Origin of the sequence: Acetobacterium carbinolicum, from assembly GCF_047456275.1 — a bacterium.
Taxonomy (GTDB): Bacteria; Bacillota; Clostridia; order Eubacteriales; family Eubacteriaceae; genus Acetobacterium; species Acetobacterium carbinolicum.
The window spans coordinates 3,884,352-3,899,168 of record NZ_CP173357.1 but is presented as its reverse complement, the minus strand read 5'-3'; the positions used below and the strand labels follow the sequence as shown (position 1 = coordinate 3,899,168).

Below are 14,817 nucleotides of genomic sequence, written 5' to 3'. Positions count from 1 at the left end.
CGTGAAGCTGGGTCGAAATGACCGTGCAAATGGAGTTTGCCGGTCGGAATATACAAAATGTGATAAGTATCATCCAAAGATATAAAACGCTTGTCACATCTAGTGGAAATCAATTAGAAGAAATCGTGAAAGTAGTCCTTTCGGAAATAGGCTTTAGAATGTTGGATGCTGAACAAGGTCGAAGCGATATAATAGCCGAATATAAAAATATAAATATAGTCGCTGAAATTAAGGGAGTTACTAAAAGTGCTGCTGAAAAGCATGCCGCTCAACTCGAAAAATGGGTTGCCATGTTTATTGAAGATAATGAGCATTCAGCTAAACCGATTCTTATTGTCAATGGATACTGCGATACACCTTTATTTGAGCGACGGGAAGATGTCTTTCCCAATCAAATGCTTAAATATGCTGAAGCAAGAAATCATTGCTTACTCACAACTGCTCAATTATTGTGTTTGTATATAGAACTAAAGAAAAATCCATCATGTTCTGATGAACTAATTCAGGAATTGTTATCAACTGTGGGAAAATATCCCCGGTATACAAAACCAGAGGACTATCTTTTATCTCAATAAGAGTCCTATTGATGGTTTCTATAAAAGCAGCCAAGATGACTAAAGCGTAACAACGGAATCACCATGCCTATTGAATTCTTCACAGATTTTCATTAACTTAGTCTAAAATTAACATGTTTGTGTCAGAACCAGAATTAAAACCAACGGAGGAAAATATGCAAATAGAAACACTAAACAATAACGGCCAGAATATCGCCTATGTCCATACAACTACACTGATCCTTACCGATGTCCAGTCGGCGTTGGATTTAATGGCAACGGTTCGCTATGAAACCGAATGTGATGCGATCATTATAGATAAAGAGGCATTAACAGAAGATTTTTTTGATTTAAAAACCCGGCTTGCCGGTGAAATTATCCAGAAATATGTGAATTACGGCATCCGACTGGCAATCATTGGTGATTTTTCCGGGTATACAAGCAAGGCGCTGAATGATTTTATTTATGAATCCAATCAGGGTAAACATCTGTATTTCGTTTCAGATGTGGAAGAAGCGCTGAAAAAACTCCGATAAGATTCATAAACAGTCAATACGATTGACCCAAAGACCGATCAGGCTTGCATTTTTTATATCAAGTGATAAACTAAGTAAAAAAACAATAAATACCACAGAAATTTGACAACCATGTTCTCGAGATTTCCGTTTTGAAATCCTGGGGGAAGCCAGGCTCGAAAGCCTGACTTATCAGGGCGGTAGCGTTCTTTTTTAACTTTCGGTTTTTTTAATGCCATTTCAAGTTCAGCTATGGTTTGATATTGCTGGCTGGGGTCCATATGGATGCACTTTTTTATCACAGCGGCCAAGCTACCGACCGCGACGGGTCCCTGGTTAGGAAGCTGCCCGGTTAACAGCTCATGAAACAGAATCCCAATACCATAGATGTCGGTGGTTTGCATGGATTTAAAAAACTTCACTTCTGACCGGTGATGCAAAGACCAAAGAAATCCCCGATTGCCGTGGCTTGGTGGAGGCTGGAATGACGCAGAAGCTCGGTGATTTCTGAAACGGTATAGGCGGCATTTAATGAGGTAATCAGTCCCGGGCGCATTTCCGTGGGCCGGGTGGAAAGATAGACCATTGTCCGGATCAGCGGATTGACATCACGGCGCAAGTCGGTGATGCAGTAACGCCCACCGGGACGAAGGACGCGATAAATTTCATCAAAGGCGCGAATGGGGTTTTCCCATTCATGGAGAGAACCGTTGGAAATAACCGTATCAAAGCTTTCATTCTCAAAGGGCATTGCAATACAGTTCCCCAGCACATAGCGAGCGGAAATGCGGTATTCGGCAGCATTTTTTTCGGCGAAATGGATCATCGCGGGACTGATTTCGCAGCCAGTTAGGGATATCGGGTGAACCTTCTTAGCTAGTTCCAGCCCCACATAGCCGGGCCCGGGTCCGACCTCCAGAATATCACCGCCCCGGATGCCCGAAGCAATCATATCGTTCACACCGTTAAAGCCTTTATCCCGCATACGGCGGGCAAATAAATCAAAGGTTTCGACCGTAATCTCATTTTGAATGCCTTCGTTGGTTTCAATAACTCTTGTTTTTATCATCTGTGTTAGCCTCCTTTAAGGTATTTAATGATTCTTCGGCCCAGCTAAGCTCGGCCTGATAGTGGCGAATATGATGCTTGAAAATAATATCGGCAGAGGTTCTATAGTCTTTTGGGATATTTGCTAAAGTTTCGTTGCAGTGAATGGTAAGCATTTCAAGGGTTTTCTTCAGGTTGACGATATGCTGACTAAGACTGTCCATCAAGGCACTGTGGTCAAGGGAGTCAGAAAAATAAAAAGTGCCATCAATGTCAAAGATCGGACGGTAATTAATCTGCAAACTTTGGTGAAGCAGCTCCTTAAACTTGTCTTCGCCAGCACTATTTACTTGATACACGGTTTTTTCTGGACGAGCACCTTGTTTGTCACGGCTAGCAAGAATTAGCCCTGCAGCCTCCATTTTTTCAAGATGGTAATACACGGTGGGTAGTTTAATCTGGGTGAAATCCTCCAGCTGTTCAGCAATCAACTTTTTTATCTGGTAACCGTGTTGAGGGCCGAAGCGCAGGAGAAGCCCAAGAATGTATAACGGGATCATGTAATCACTCCTTTTTTAAATAGTCAGTGCTGACTATAATTATACTCAGCACTGACTATTTGTCAAGTGATAATTTTATGATAAATTATCACTTAGAAGAGTGTACGTTGAAAATCCGTCGGATGAGGTGAAAGCATGAAAAAAGAATTATCAGAGATGTCATTAGAAGAATTGTGGGAGTTGTTTCCGATTATTTTAAAGGAGCACAATCCCCAATATAAAGAATGGTTTGAAATTGAGGAAAGACAGCTTTTAAGTTTTAGTAAGAGCCAGGATATAAAGCGAGTTAGCCATATTGGGAGTAGCGCGGTGAAGGGTTTGATTGCCAAGCCGACCATTGATATCTTATTAGAAGTTGAGAAGAATTGCAATATTACAGCGTTAATCGAAAACCTGATGGTTAAAAACTGGATCTTGATGTCAAGTGCATATGAGCCGGAGTTGAGACTTGCATTCAACAAAGGTTATACCCCGGATGGATTTGCAGAAAAGGTGTACCATCTTCATGTCAGGTATTCGGGTGATTGGGGAGAGTTGTATTTTAGAGATTATTTATTAGATCATGCTGATGTTGCCGTCGAATATGGAAATCTTAAATTGAGTTTGGTGAAAGAATTTGAGCACAACAGAGATGGATACACAGCGGCAAAAACAGAGTTTATTGCGCGTTATACCCAAAAAGCGAAGAGAGCGTATGCCGGCAGGTACACCCCCTCAGAATAACAACAAAAACGTCCCGGTAAATTGACTACAAAACGGATGCGGGCGTAGGGATAACAATTCGGGTTGTGATTAGCTCGGGAGGTGCGATATAATAAAATCTGATCCATAAAAGGGATCGGATTTTTTTATGGTTAAGCGGAGGATAAAATGATTCGTATTAGAAAATGCACCCCGGATGATGCAGTGGAAGTGCAGCAGATTGGCTGGAAAGCTTATCAAGAGACTTTCGCTGCGATGAATAGTAAAGAAACAATGGATGCTTATCGAAATGAAGCATTCAAGATCGGTAAAATAACGGATGAACTCTTGAATCCCGCCTCCTGTTTTTATTTCGTGGAAGTAGAGAGGCAACTCGCAGGTTGTCTGAAAGTCAATGAGTCTTTAGCCCAAACCGAACTTCAAGATCCGTTATCCCTTGAAGTCGAACGAATTTATGTGTTACAGGCTTTTCAAAAAATGGGATTAGGGCGTCGTTTAATGGATCAGGCGATGGAATTCGCTTTGGAAAAGGGTAAAAAATACCTATGGTTGGGTGTTTGGGAGAAAAATTGCAAGGCAATCCAATTTTATAAAAAACTGGGATTTGTAAGGATAGGGATCCATGATTTTGTGATGGGTGATGAAATCCAAAAAGATTACTTAATGCGAAAAGATTTGGTCGGATAATTGAGAAACAATTATCATTATTGAAAAAAGGTGGAGGAAAAAGTTGATGTTCTACGACCAGTTAAAAACCAGAAGAAGTATCCGTAAATTTAAGAACCAGGCAGTTGAACAGGAAAAGATTGATGCCATTTTAAAAAGTGCACTGCTGGCACCCTCATCGCGGGGCAGACGTCCCTGGGAATTTATTGCCGTCACTGATCGCGACCGGCTTTCGCAGTTGGCTCTTTGCCGAGAACACGGAGCAGCTTTTTTAGCAGGAGCACCGTTGGCAATTGTTGTGGCCGCCAACAAGGAACTATGTGACGTTTGGATTGAAGATGCTGCGATTGCAGCAATTCTGATTCAATTAGCCGCCCACGATTTAGGTTTGGGTTCATGCTGGATTCAAGTTAGGGAGCGATTTCAGACAGAACAAAAGAAGACGGAAGATTATATAAAAGATATCCTTTTAATCCCCGCGCAGTACGCAGTTGAATGCATCATTGCGATTGGTTATCCGGATGAAGTGAAAAAACCTCATGAAGAAAATGAATTGCACTATGAGAAGGTCCATTTTAATCAGTTTAAAACAGATATGAAGTAAGATGCTAGAAAAATATTTTCACATTAGAAGCACCTCTGATTTAAATTACGATCGGAAAAAAAGACAAGGAGGGTAAATTGAAAGAGTCAATCAGAAAAAGAATTTTGGACTTGGGCGCAGATGTGTGTGGGTTTGCAAGTATTGAACGATTTATTCAGGCCCCGGAGGGATTTCATCCGTGCGATCTTTATCCCGATTGCAAAACTGTAATCGTATTTGGCTTTGCTCTACCGAAAAGCCTGTATGAGGTTAAACCGGATTTGTTATATGGACATTTTAATTATCTGACCATTCCGAAAGTGGATCAGATAGCAATGATGACAGCGAGAATAATCGAAGATGAATATCGCGGCACAGCCGTGCCAGTGCCTTGCGATAGCCCTTACGATTATTGGGACAGCAAAAAAATGGAGGGACGCGGATTAATCTCCATGAAACATGCGGCTGTCAATGCCGGGATTGGAACCTTGGGTAAGAATACTTTGTTGCTCAATAAAAAATTCGGGAACCGCCTAACCGTCGGTGTAATTCTGTCAAATCTCAAATTAGAATCAGATGACGATGCCGAATCTCTTTGCATAGAGGGCTGTAATCGCTGTTTAAAAAGCTGTCCGGTTCAAGCACTGGGTGAGGGTTCCGTCATTCAAAAGTTATGCCGAAACAATGCCTATGGAACAACAGCAAGAGGCTTTGAAACAGTTTCGTGCGATACCTGCCGCAGCGTATGTCCTAAGCGATTTGGGGAATGAGCGAATGCGAAGCGGGTTTGGGCGACAATGAATAAAGCACAGCTATGTGAAGATAAATTATGAAATGCGTTTTCGGGTTGCGGCAAGTCCGATCAACTGGATAACAGGAGAGGAAAAAAGGATGCTTGAGGTTGTTTTAATGACAGTGCAAAGGAGCAATGGCGATATCGTATGAAGCGGAAGAAAATCCAATGACTAAGCAAGATTCCCCATAGAATAGGATAGAAGTTTCAATAACTTAACGAGGAGGTTTCATGATGCAAAATGAAAAAAGGGAATTACCCTCAGAACGGTGCGAAGAGCTATTTAGCCTTTTGAGTGCCCGTTTTGATAAAAATATGAGCCGTCATCAAGGTTTAAACTGGACTGAGATTCAGGCAAAGCTTGACGTTAAGCCAGAAAAATTGTGGTCACTAAGTGAAATGGAAGAAACTGGCGGGGAACCGGATGTGGTTGACTATGACCAGGCTACGAAAGAATTTATTTTTTTTGATTGCTCGCCAGAAAGTCCGAACGGCCGTAGAAATATTTGTTACGATCGTGATGCGTTAGCGTCACGGAAAGAACATAAACCGGAGAATAGTGCCATTGATATGGCAACCACGATGGGTATTGAGCTTTTAACTGAAGAACAATACCGGGAATTGCAGAAGCTGGGAGATTTCGATACTAAAACATCGAGTTGGGTGAAAACACCCCCTGAGATCAGAAAAATTGGCGGGGCACTTTTTGGCGATCGCCGCTACGACCACGTCTTTATCTATCACAACAGTGCCTCTTCTTATTATGGGGTCAGAGGCTTTCGCGGGGTGCTAAAGGTCTGAACTTTACGCAGACGAAGTCATGGTGGTATGAAGAGAAACCAATTGAAATAAAATTTAGAGGTGTTGTTCATGTTAATATCGAGGACAGAGTAGCATGTGAATAAGTGTTAGAAACCGAGGAAAGTGTTGATGAAAGTAGATCAAATATTACATTATTGCACAGAATATTTAAGCGACACTGTTTTAGTAGAGAGCTGGGGTGAGAAAGGAATATTTTATAATCCTAATCATGCCTTGAAGCGTGGCGTTTATGTACTGACGGTGAAAGAAAAAGATGGAGCCAATGATAAAGGCTCTAATTTAAACCGAGATGGAATTTTTAGGGTGAATATGGGATTGCGAAAACAAACATTTTTGGAATTGTTTGGGAGTATCCCGGCCCGTCCGGCAGCCGGTGAGGTTGTTAAGATGGAATATGATTTTACTTTATTGGATACGATTTTACCCCATCCCGTATATGCCTGGATGGGATGGATTAGCATTCTGAACCCATCAGAAGATACCTTTGAGAAATTAAAACCGCTAATTGAGGAATCCTATGCGTTTGCCACGGAAAAATTCAAAAAAAGAAAATAAGTATCCAATTTAATAAAAAGACATACTTAGGGGGTAAAATGACAAATCAAAAATTAACGATAGATGGTATTCCAGCGATTATTTGGGGCGAGAATTCCCCTAAAGTATTTATCGCCGTACACGGAAATATGTCAAACAAATCCGATGATGTCATTGTGATATTGGCAGAAAAACTAACACAATTAGGATATCAGGTGCTTAGCTTTGATCTGCCTGAGCATGGCGAACGTCAAAATGATAAAACGCCATGCAAGGTTTTATATTGCGTAAAAGATCTTTCTGCCATTATGGAATATGCAAAAACAAAATGGAATGAGATCAGTTTGTTTGCCTGCAGTATGGGGGCGTATTTTAGTTTGCTTGCCTACAAAGATGTTGATTTGAAGCAGTGCCTATTCCTGTCACCAGTTGTCGATATGGAGCGTATTATCAATAATCTGATGTCGTGGTTTAGTATCAGCGAGGCACAGTTACAAGCTGAAAAAGAAGTTTCGACCCCGATCGGGCAACGATTATATTGGGATTATTATTGCTATGTTAAGGAACATCCCATTAGTTCCTGGAAAAAACCAACTGCAATTCTTTATGGCTCAGCTGATGATTTATGTGAATTCGATACGGTTTCAAACTTCGCACAGCACTTTAATTGTGATCTAACCGTAATGAAACATGGTGAACATTATTTTCATACGGAAAAACAATTGGCTTTTTTTAAGCACTGGATAGAAAACCATATCGTTGTTTAAATCGAATTCAATCAATTTGGAAAGGAGCCTCAATTGGAACGAAATTATATCGGCAGTGTGCGACTCAGTTCGCCGGTGGAAGAAGATTCCTATCTTCACCGCCTGATGGTGGTACGCCATTTGAAACAGATGAAAGAGCTGCCTTTCCGCAAATCGGTGACTTTTTTAGTCGGCGAAAACGGCACCGGAAAGTCAACCTTGTTGGAAGCGATTGCCGTGGCTTTTGGCTTTAATGCTGAGGGCGGCACCCGTAATTGTAACTTTTCAACCAGCGCTACCCATTCCGATTTGTATCGTCACTTAACCATTTCGCGGAGCGCTTATCCCAAGGATGGTTTTTTTTTAAGAGCCGAAAGTTTTTACAATACGGCCAGTTATCTGGATGAGGTCTATAAAGAGGAATTCCGGAACCAGTTTCAAACCGCCTACGGCGATCGGTCGCTGCATAACCAGTCCCACGGTGAGAGTTTTCTGGCACTGGTAGCCAACCGCTTCAGCGGAAACGGAATTTATCTGCTGGACGAGCCTGAAGCAGCGCTTTCGCCCAGTCGACTGATGACCCTGTTGGTACATATCCATGCATTGGTACAGCAGAATTCCCAGTTTATCATTGCCACGCATTCCCCCATTCTGATGGCCTATCCGGAAGCAGAGCTATATCAGTTATCCGAAGAGGGCATCCACTCGGTGGATTATCGAGAGACGGAACACTATCAGTTGACGCGCCGATTCCTTGAAAATCCGGAAAAAATGCTGCATTATCTGCTGGCAGAGGAGTAGGAGCAATGAGTTTAGCGGATAAGCAATATTTTATAACTAAATCATACCTTTTCAAAGAAATAGTATGATAATAAAAAAATGGAAGGGTGTGGTTTAATTTTTATGAAACATGCTGGCGTAAATACTGGGGTTAGAGCCTCAGGCAAAAACACCCTGCTACGCAATGCAAAATTTGGGTCAGACCCAAAGAAAAAAGAGAAAAACAAACCCTTAAGCTTAAAACTGCCAAAGGCTCGTGATTGCGTGACCTTCAGGCAGTTTTTTTATTGAACAGCTAGAGTCAGGATACTGTTGCGAAATTTACGGGGGCTTATTATTTTATATTTAAAAAGATGATTGACAAAACCATGGTAAAGGAATATCCTTATGATAAGTAGTACAAATCATACTTATTATACTTAACGCATTGAATGGAGGAAAATAATGACTCAGCCAAAAGGAAAATATGCCTGGACTGTTAAGGTCGGTGAAAAAGGGCAGATTGTCATTCCAAAAGAAGCAAGGGATGTCTTTAATATTAAACCAGGCGATACATTGATATTGCTGGGAGATGAAGAACAGGGGATTGCGATTCCCCCTAAAAATATGTTTGCTAAAATTTCACAAATGGTTTTTGGTGGAAGCGGTTCTGACTCAGACCAGAGTGATGGGAAATGAGCGTTCTGGCGGTTAATAATTTACGCAAAAAATACGATCAATTTGAACTGGATAATGTTTCTTTTGCATTGGAACAGGGCACCATCACTGGTTTTATTGGACGCAACGGTGCCGGCAAGACCACAACACTTAAGGCATTGCTGAACTTTGTTCATCCGGACGGGGGTGAGATTTTATTTTTTGGGAAGGGTTTTAAAGCGAGTGAGTTTGAAATCAAGCAAAGAATCGGCTTTGTTTCAGGGGGAATTAATTATTATCCCAAAAAGAAGATCAAAACAATTACAGCAACAACCCGGCGTTTTTATGAGAATTGGGACCAACAAGCCTATCAGCTTTATATGAAACGCTTTGAACTGGACGAAAATAAAACCCCCGATGAATTATCCGAAGGGATGAAGGTAAAATATTCGCTTGTTCTGGCACTTTCACATCATGCCGAGCTATTAATTCTAGATGAACCCACAAGCGGTCTTGATCCGGTTTCAAGAGATGACTTACTCGATATCTTTTTAGGACTCTTACAAGAGGGGATCACCATTTTGTTTTCGACCCATATTACCTCGGATCTCGATAAGTGTGCGGATAATATCATCTATATCCAGAAGGGTAAGGTGTTGGCTAACAGTGATATGGCATCATTTCTGGCACAATACAAAGTTCTGGAATTTTCGGATGAGCAACTGACCGATGATTTAAGACCAAAACTGATCGGATACAAACAGACTAAGCACGGTTATCGGGCACTGATTAAAGCGACAGATGTTAGTCATATCAATGAAAACGTGACCGATGCAGATTTGGAAGCGATTATGATTCATATGGAAAAGGAGTGATATCGCAATGAATAATCTGCTCAACAAAGAATTTAAGCTGGCGATGCACCCGACCGCACTTATTTTTTTATCCCTGTCAGCAATGATGCTGATCCCGAATTATCCCTATTATGTGACGTTTTTCTACACCAGCCTGGGGATCTTCTTTATGTGTTTAAGCGGACGGGAGAATAATGATATATTCTATACCATGACACTCCCGGTTCGCAAAAAAGATATTGTCAAATCACGCTTCTTATTTGTTGCCATTATTCAGATGGCCCAGGTTTTAACGGCCATCCCTTTTGCTTATGTGAGAAGCTTATATGATATGCCGGGAAATCTTGTCGGGATTAATGCCAACACGGCATTTTTCGGGTTATCTTTTGTAATAATGGGACTCTTTAATTTCGTCTTTTTTATCAAGTATTATAAGGATACCAACAAGGTTGGGGCCGCCTTTGGCTGGGGCAGTCTGGTGATGGCGATCTTTATGATCATTGCCGAAACAAGTACCCATGTGGTGCCATTTATGAAAAATTATCTGGATACGAATGATCCGGAGTTTATTCAATATAAGTTGATGGTATTAGTCGTCGGCATCCTCTCATACTGTCTGCTGACATTTGCGGCTTACAAAAAATCAGTTATTTCCTTTGAAGCGTTGGATTTGTAGGTGACAAATTGATTCCTTTATGAAGGTCTAAATTCATAAAAACATGGCCGACCCATGGCGTAACCGAAAGCCACCACTCTGGTTGGACAGTGCCGATGCTCCAGAAGGGTGGCCAAATGGTTTAGCGGCAGGTTGGATCATACTTCGTTATTTTTTAATAACCGGGATCCAAACTTCATATTGGGCATTTTGGGGATCGGCATTGATATAAACTTCGATGTCCGGGGCATTGCCGTATTCATACCCTGAGGTGGGGAGCCACTCGGTGACGATTCGCTGTTCTAAGTCTTGAATGGACAGGTTTGTTCCACTGCCAGCGAAGATCGCCCAGGTAGCAGCAGGAACCGTATATTCCGCTAAGCTGTCATCGGTATCCTTGGTACTGGCAACCGCAATAAAATACTTCCAGTCCTCGGTGTCATTGCAGACACTGACCCCCAGTAAACCCATTGGCTGTTGATCCATCAGCGCCGCCAACTTCGGAATCGTTCCATCGGTGGTCGCTTTTTGCCACATTTGCGGCACAATTTCAAAGTTTTTTTCAATTTCCTTGTGTAGGGGCTGCCAGGTCCCGATAATTCGAAAAGCTGGTTTTTGTTCAATTCTGTAATTCATTTCCGTGACTCCTTTAATTGTAATTTTGAAGCTGACTGGTGGATAGGCGCAGAGCTCAACGCCCCCCTCTTTAACACGTGAAGGGGCAACGCCGTGAATCGTTTTAAATGCTCGGTTAAATGCGGTGGGAGAAGTGTAGCCATATTTCAAGGCCACATCAATGATTTTTTCTTCACTGCCTTGAAGATCGACGGCAGCTAGTGTCATTCTCCGGCGGCGAATATATTCAGATAGAGGCACATCTGCCATGTAGGCAAACATCCGTTGAAAATGATAGGTTGAGCAACAGGCAATGGCGGCGACTTGCTCATAGTCAATGTCCGCAGTAATATTCTCCTCAATATAATTTATCGCGTTATTTAGTCTTTCAATCCATTCCATTTGTTCAGCTCCTTATTATTATTATAGTTTTTCGAGAGTGTTTGTCCTCTCTTTTAATGCCTTAATTAGCGAGTACGGTTATATTTATCAAAGTTCAAACGAGTTATTTCCGGGATATCCCATTTGTCGATTATCCAGCATTAGGGATTAATTGTTGTTTGAATTTCATGTTGCAAACAACATTATATAAGGTTGGATCATGAATAACAAGGACAAAAGCTGTGGATCAGGAGCAAAATTAGCATCGTTGACACGTTGACAGATAGAGGGCGAGTGGCGAGCGGTTTAAAAAGGGCTGAATTCGATTTGTTTAAGCGCTGCGAATAGTGCTATAATAAATTAGTTGCTTCAGAAGGATGGGGTTTCGAACTTCGCACAGCATTTTAATGGCGACTTAACCGTAATCGAGCAGGGAAAACATTTTTTTTGATACCGAAGAACAACTGTAATTTTTCAAGCGATAACTAGAAAAGTGTATTAATGTTTAAATTACGGCCTATCTGCTGCGAGTAGCGTGATCCAACCAGGTAAAGTAAGTTGTGAGCGAAAACCAAAACGAGGCGAAAAATTACGGCAATGAAACCTTCAAGAATTAAATAATGCGAAAAGATCTGGTGCGAGAAAGGTTTAATGGAGATAGATGATAAAAAAAGAAGTAACCAATAAATATGCAGATTTGGAAGTGGCCCTTCAGATCGATTGTAAAAAATGTAGCGGTCTATGTTGCGTCGCCTTGTATTGCATGAAAAGTGATGGATTTCCCGAGAACAAGCAGGCGGGGGTACCTTGTAAACACTTGACGACAGATTTTTGTTGTGATATCCATCCCCTTTTGGCAGCGAAAAAGATGAAAGGGTGTCTGGCATATGATTGCTTTGGTGCCGGGCAAAAAGTGACCCAAAGCAGTTACGTCAATGAAAATTGGAAAACCAATCCGGACAAGGCCGATGAAATCTTTCAGGTCTTTATGAAGGTCTTTCAGCTCCATCAGATCGCCTGGTATTTATTGGAAGCACTGTCGTTAGTCAGTGATGATCGCGCAAAAGATGAGATCGATGCGCTGCTTGTAGAGAATATTCAAATGACCGCAACGACGGAAATCCTGGTCATCGATATTGCCAGTTATAAAATGCGTGTGGATCAGGCGTTAAAAAAGGTGAGTGATCAAGTAGCGGCTGATTCTTCTGATGGGACTAACGGCAAAGACTATTTTGGTAAAAACTTTAAAGGTGCCAATCTTGATGGCAGAGATTTTAGTATGGCGTTGATGATTGCGGCCAATCTGAAGGGTTGCAGCTTGAAGAAAACTAATTTTCTGGGTGCTGATATGCGGGATGCGAATATCAAAGACACGGATTTAAGCGGTTGTGTTTTTCTAACACAAATGCAGATTAATGCGGCTCAGGGAAATGCTAAAACGAAGCTTCCAGCTAATTTATCACGACCTTTCAGCTGGCAAGGAGAGTAGCTAATAACAAAGTCGGCATCAGCGATTAAACAGTAAATACTTAGAAACAGGAGGACGTATGTTAACACTCTATTTTTCAGGAACGGGAAATTCAAAATTTATAGCAGAACGCTTTTCAGCCAAAATGGCCGCGGCTTGTTATTCCATTGAAGAAGAAGTGGATTTCAAAGAAAAAATGGGGCAGGTTAAGACCATTGCCGTTTGCTATCCCATTTACGGTTCCTGCGTCCCCCGAATTATGCGGGAGTTTGTCAGAAAAAATCGGTCCGCGTTTGAGGGCAAACAGCTGATCATTTTCAGTACGCAACTGCTGTTCTCAGGAGATGGGGCCCGGGTTTTACAGAATTACTAGAAGGGGTATCGGTAAACGTTCGCTATGCTGAACATTTTAATATGCCGAATAATATTTGTAACTTTTTTTTATTTCCCCTTGCCAATCCAAATAAAATGCAAAGGTATTTAAAAAAGGCAGAGAAGAAACTTAGTCGATCATGTCAGAACATTAAAAATGAGGTTGTCAAAAAGCGTGGGTTTAATTTCGTTTCTCAACATTTAGGTTTGTGGACCCAACGGGCGCATTTTGGTGCACTTGAAAAGAAGGCCCAACGGGATGTTAGAATTTCGGCAGAATGTAATCTTTGTGGCAAGTGTGTCAGGATCTGTCCGATGAAAAACCTCAAAATAACAGATCGAAGAATTGTACAACTGGATCAATGTACCCTTTGCTATCGATGTGTCAATCAATGTCCTCAAAAAGCGATCACGGTTTTGGTGCACACACAAGTTAAAAAGCAGTATCAGGGGATTGTCGGTTTGTTAAAGTGAGAAAAAGCATTAAAAAAACGAAAGAAATTTTTTGGATTTAGTAGAGACGGACATAATTATTTGACAGTAAGCGTACTTCATACTATAATGATTACAATATGAATTTTTGCTCATGAGGGAGTAGTTAGCGTTAAATCCGCGGTAAGTCAACATACTGGTCACAACGGCCTGGCTTGCCTTAATAAACGAGACTCATGTATAACTGTTACAGCTATACATGGTCTTATTTTTTTGTAAAAACCCAGGTATAAGCTTAGAATAGCTGTACCTGTTTTTTTATTCATAAATTTTACTTAAGGAGTATGTTTAAATGAGTATTCTTGAGTTAATTTTGGTTGCGATCGGTCTTTCCATGGACGCTTTTGCTGTGGCAATCTGCATCGGCTTGAATCTGAAAAAAGCAGATTTGAAAAAGACCCTGGTTGTGGGATTGTATTTCGGATTTTTTCAGGCCTTAATGCCCTTGATTGGTTATATCTTTGCCGTGCAGTTTAATGAAAAGATCATTGCTTTCGATCATTGGATTGCCTTTGTTTTGCTGGGCATCATTGGTGGAAAAATGATAATCGATGGTTTACGAAAGGAAGGATATTTAGGGGGTGTAGAGAAGCCGGATACCGCAGCGGCATGTCCAGTGGTCGGATGTGGATGTCCCGAAGATGAAAAAGCCACTCTCAGCCCCAAAGCCATGATTCCCCTGGCCTTGGCAACAAGTATCGATGCTCTGGCGATCGGGGTGTCGTTTGCCTTTCTTCAGGTTCATATTCTTCCCACAATTTTATCTATTGGAAGTATTACACTGTTTCTCTCGGTGATGGGAGTAAAAATTGGCAGTATCTTCGGATCGCGATTTAAGGGAAAAGCAGAGCTACTGGGAGGAGTAATCCTGTTAGTAATTGGTGTAAAAATATTAGTAGAACATTTAGGAATACTAGTCATCTGAAGGCAAGCTCTTTTTAACGATTTTCAGGTTGCGGGTATCAAAAAAACAGAGGATTTTGTTTCTGCTAAAAAGTATTTTATGATAGGATAAGAAAAAGATTGTAGCGTATATCAGAAG

General features: G+C 41.4%; 21 protein-coding genes. 17 read left to right on the top strand and 4 right to left on the bottom strand.

Annotated features, from left to right (window positions below; all coding sequences use genetic code 11):
* Positions 1–17 precede the first annotated feature (17 nt).
* Together ACIZ62_RS18030 and ACIZ62_RS18025 are read left to right on the top strand one after the other, a co-directional pair.
* The gene (locus tag ACIZ62_RS18030) at positions 18–575 is read left to right on the top strand and encodes a hypothetical protein (RefSeq protein ID WP_414150820.1); all 558 of its coding nucleotides are present in this window, start codon (positions 18–20) and stop codon (positions 573–575) included.
* A 155-nt stretch (positions 576–730) separates the two neighbouring features.
* Positions 731–1,090 carry a DUF4180 domain-containing protein gene (locus ACIZ62_RS18025; RefSeq protein WP_111888629.1) on the top strand — a complete coding sequence of 120 codons (360 nt, stop codon included), beginning with the start codon at positions 731–733 and terminating at the stop codon, positions 1,088–1,090.
* Positions 1,091–1,143: 53 nt separating this feature from the next.
* On the opposite strand, the gene ACIZ62_RS18020 is transcribed toward ACIZ62_RS18025, so the two are convergent.
* From ACIZ62_RS18020 to ACIZ62_RS18010, 3 genes are read right to left on the bottom strand one after another with little or no spacing between them, the layout of a single operon-like run.
* Positions 1,144–1,491: a hypothetical protein gene (locus ACIZ62_RS18020; RefSeq protein ID WP_162624516.1), complete on the bottom strand. Its 348-nt coding sequence runs from the start codon at positions 1,489–1,491 to the stop codon at positions 1,144–1,146.
* Positions 1,488–2,138: a class I SAM-dependent methyltransferase gene (locus tag ACIZ62_RS18015; protein WP_242988502.1), complete on the bottom strand. Its 651-nt coding sequence runs from the start codon at positions 2,136–2,138 to the stop codon at positions 1,488–1,490. The genes ACIZ62_RS18020 and ACIZ62_RS18015 overlap by 4 nt, the downstream gene beginning before the upstream one ends.
* Positions 2,116–2,676, bottom strand: a complete 561-nt coding sequence (locus ACIZ62_RS18010) for a PadR family transcriptional regulator (protein ID WP_111888631.1) — start codon at positions 2,674–2,676, stop codon at positions 2,116–2,118. The genes ACIZ62_RS18015 and ACIZ62_RS18010 overlap by 23 nt, the downstream gene beginning before the upstream one ends.
* Before the next feature lie 135 nt (positions 2,677–2,811).
* Between ACIZ62_RS18010 and ACIZ62_RS18005 the strand changes: the two genes are divergently transcribed.
* From ACIZ62_RS18005 to ACIZ62_RS17955, 11 genes are all read left to right on the top strand, one after another.
* Entirely contained in the window at positions 2,812–3,399 is a 588-nt protein-coding gene (locus ACIZ62_RS18005; protein WP_111888632.1) for a GrpB family protein, read from the top strand.
* Between the two features lie 147 nt (positions 3,400–3,546).
* The gene (locus ACIZ62_RS18000) at positions 3,547–4,065 is read left to right on the top strand and encodes a GNAT family N-acetyltransferase (protein WP_111888633.1); all 519 of its coding nucleotides are present in this window, start codon (positions 3,547–3,549) and stop codon (positions 4,063–4,065) included.
* A gap of 46 nt (positions 4,066–4,111) precedes the next feature.
* Entirely contained in the window at positions 4,112–4,648 is a 537-nt protein-coding gene (locus tag ACIZ62_RS17995; RefSeq protein ID WP_111888634.1) for a nitroreductase family protein, read from the top strand.
* 77 nt (positions 4,649–4,725) lie between these two features.
* Positions 4,726–5,397 carry an epoxyqueuosine reductase gene (locus ACIZ62_RS17990; protein ID WP_111888635.1) on the top strand — a complete coding sequence of 224 codons (672 nt, stop codon included), beginning with the start codon at positions 4,726–4,728 and terminating at the stop codon, positions 5,395–5,397.
* Positions 5,398–5,654: 257 nt separating this feature from the next.
* A complete protein-coding gene (locus ACIZ62_RS17985) occupies positions 5,655–6,221 on the top strand; it encodes a DUF4256 domain-containing protein (protein WP_111888636.1) in 567 nt (188 codons plus the stop codon).
* A gap of 129 nt (positions 6,222–6,350) precedes the next feature.
* On the top strand, positions 6,351–6,797 hold the full coding sequence (locus tag ACIZ62_RS17980) for a DUF6194 family protein (RefSeq protein ID WP_111888637.1): 447 nt from the start codon (positions 6,351–6,353) through the stop codon (positions 6,795–6,797).
* A gap of 38 nt (positions 6,798–6,835) precedes the next feature.
* Positions 6,836–7,543 (top strand): alpha/beta hydrolase, encoded by a 708-nt coding sequence (locus ACIZ62_RS17975; protein ID WP_111888638.1) that lies wholly within the window; start codon positions 6,836–6,838, stop codon positions 7,541–7,543.
* A gap of 33 nt (positions 7,544–7,576) precedes the next feature.
* Positions 7,577–8,323: an AAA family ATPase gene (locus ACIZ62_RS17970; RefSeq protein ID WP_111888639.1), complete on the top strand. Its 747-nt coding sequence runs from the start codon at positions 7,577–7,579 to the stop codon at positions 8,321–8,323.
* 423 nt (positions 8,324–8,746) lie between these two features.
* Entirely contained in the window at positions 8,747–8,980 is a 234-nt protein-coding gene (locus ACIZ62_RS17965) for an AbrB/MazE/SpoVT family DNA-binding domain-containing protein (protein WP_111888641.1), read from the top strand.
* Positions 8,977–9,813: an ABC transporter ATP-binding protein gene (locus ACIZ62_RS17960; RefSeq protein ID WP_111888642.1), complete on the top strand. Its 837-nt coding sequence runs from the start codon at positions 8,977–8,979 to the stop codon at positions 9,811–9,813. Before ACIZ62_RS17965 ends, ACIZ62_RS17960 begins: the two co-directional genes overlap by 4 nt.
* Before the next feature lie 7 nt (positions 9,814–9,820).
* Positions 9,821–10,468, top strand: coding sequence for an ABC-2 transporter permease (locus ACIZ62_RS17955; protein WP_414150819.1), 648 nt, complete (start codon positions 9,821–9,823; stop codon positions 10,466–10,468).
* A 147-nt stretch (positions 10,469–10,615) separates the two neighbouring features.
* Here the strand turns inward: ACIZ62_RS17955 and ACIZ62_RS17950 are convergent, their stop codons facing one another.
* Positions 10,616–11,464 (bottom strand): AraC family transcriptional regulator, encoded by an 849-nt coding sequence (locus ACIZ62_RS17950; RefSeq protein WP_111888643.1) that lies wholly within the window; start codon positions 11,462–11,464, stop codon positions 10,616–10,618.
* 640 nt (positions 11,465–12,104) lie between these two features.
* On the opposite strand from ACIZ62_RS17950, the gene ACIZ62_RS17945 reads away from it, so the two are divergent.
* From ACIZ62_RS17945 to ACIZ62_RS17930, 4 genes are all read left to right on the top strand, one after another.
* Complete coding sequence (locus ACIZ62_RS17945; protein WP_111888644.1) at positions 12,105–12,932, top strand: pentapeptide repeat-containing protein; 828 nt, start codon at positions 12,105–12,107, stop codon at positions 12,930–12,932.
* Between the two features lie 58 nt (positions 12,933–12,990).
* On the top strand, positions 12,991–13,284 hold the full coding sequence (locus ACIZ62_RS17940; RefSeq protein WP_414150818.1) for a flavodoxin domain-containing protein: 294 nt from the start codon (positions 12,991–12,993) through the stop codon (positions 13,282–13,284).
* A gap of 41 nt (positions 13,285–13,325) precedes the next feature.
* Positions 13,326–13,757, top strand: coding sequence for an EFR1 family ferrodoxin (locus ACIZ62_RS17935; RefSeq protein WP_414150817.1), 432 nt, complete (start codon positions 13,326–13,328; stop codon positions 13,755–13,757).
* Positions 13,758–14,067: 310 nt separating this feature from the next.
* Positions 14,068–14,700 carry a manganese efflux pump MntP family protein gene (locus ACIZ62_RS17930; protein WP_111888646.1) on the top strand — a complete coding sequence of 211 codons (633 nt, stop codon included), beginning with the start codon at positions 14,068–14,070 and terminating at the stop codon, positions 14,698–14,700.
* The last annotated feature ends 117 nt before the right edge of the window (positions 14,701–14,817 follow it).

What these genes read in the sequence shown, in the direction of transcription:
- ACIZ62_RS18030 (WP_414150820.1), top strand. Translation starts at nt 18, where the DNA reads ATGACCGTGCAAATGGAGTTTGCCGGTCGGAATATACAAAATGTGATA.
- ACIZ62_RS18025 (WP_111888629.1), top strand. Translation starts at nt 731, where the DNA reads ATGCAAATAGAAACACTAAACAATAACGGCCAGAATATCGCCTATGTC.
- ACIZ62_RS18015 (WP_242988502.1), bottom strand. Translation starts at nt 2,138, where the DNA reads ATGATAAAAACAAGAGTTATTGAAACCAACGAAGGCATTCAAAATGAG.
- ACIZ62_RS18010 (WP_111888631.1), bottom strand. Translation starts at nt 2,676, where the DNA reads ATGATCCCGTTATACATTCTTGGGCTTCTCCTGCGCTTCGGCCCTCAA.
- ACIZ62_RS18005 (WP_111888632.1), top strand. Translation starts at nt 2,812, where the DNA reads ATGAAAAAAGAATTATCAGAGATGTCATTAGAAGAATTGTGGGAGTTG.
- ACIZ62_RS18000 (WP_111888633.1), top strand. Translation starts at nt 3,547, where the DNA reads ATGATTCGTATTAGAAAATGCACCCCGGATGATGCAGTGGAAGTGCAG.
- ACIZ62_RS17995 (WP_111888634.1), top strand. Translation starts at nt 4,112, where the DNA reads ATGTTCTACGACCAGTTAAAAACCAGAAGAAGTATCCGTAAATTTAAG.
- ACIZ62_RS17985 (WP_111888636.1), top strand. Translation starts at nt 5,655, where the DNA reads ATGCAAAATGAAAAAAGGGAATTACCCTCAGAACGGTGCGAAGAGCTA.
- ACIZ62_RS17980 (WP_111888637.1), top strand. Translation starts at nt 6,351, where the DNA reads ATGAAAGTAGATCAAATATTACATTATTGCACAGAATATTTAAGCGAC.
- ACIZ62_RS17975 (WP_111888638.1), top strand. Translation starts at nt 6,836, where the DNA reads ATGACAAATCAAAAATTAACGATAGATGGTATTCCAGCGATTATTTGG.
- ACIZ62_RS17965 (WP_111888641.1), top strand. Translation starts at nt 8,747, where the DNA reads ATGACTCAGCCAAAAGGAAAATATGCCTGGACTGTTAAGGTCGGTGAA.
- ACIZ62_RS17960 (WP_111888642.1), top strand. Translation starts at nt 8,977, where the DNA reads ATGAGCGTTCTGGCGGTTAATAATTTACGCAAAAAATACGATCAATTT.
- ACIZ62_RS17955 (WP_414150819.1), top strand. Translation starts at nt 9,821, where the DNA reads ATGAATAATCTGCTCAACAAAGAATTTAAGCTGGCGATGCACCCGACC.
- ACIZ62_RS17950 (WP_111888643.1), bottom strand. Translation starts at nt 11,464, where the DNA reads ATGGAATGGATTGAAAGACTAAATAACGCGATAAATTATATTGAGGAG.
- ACIZ62_RS17945 (WP_111888644.1), top strand. Translation starts at nt 12,105, where the DNA reads ATGATAAAAAAAGAAGTAACCAATAAATATGCAGATTTGGAAGTGGCC.
- ACIZ62_RS17940 (WP_414150818.1), top strand. Translation starts at nt 12,991, where the DNA reads ATGTTAACACTCTATTTTTCAGGAACGGGAAATTCAAAATTTATAGCA.
- ACIZ62_RS17935 (WP_414150817.1), top strand. Translation starts at nt 13,326, where the DNA reads ATGCCGAATAATATTTGTAACTTTTTTTTATTTCCCCTTGCCAATCCA.
- ACIZ62_RS17930 (WP_111888646.1), top strand. Translation starts at nt 14,068, where the DNA reads ATGAGTATTCTTGAGTTAATTTTGGTTGCGATCGGTCTTTCCATGGAC.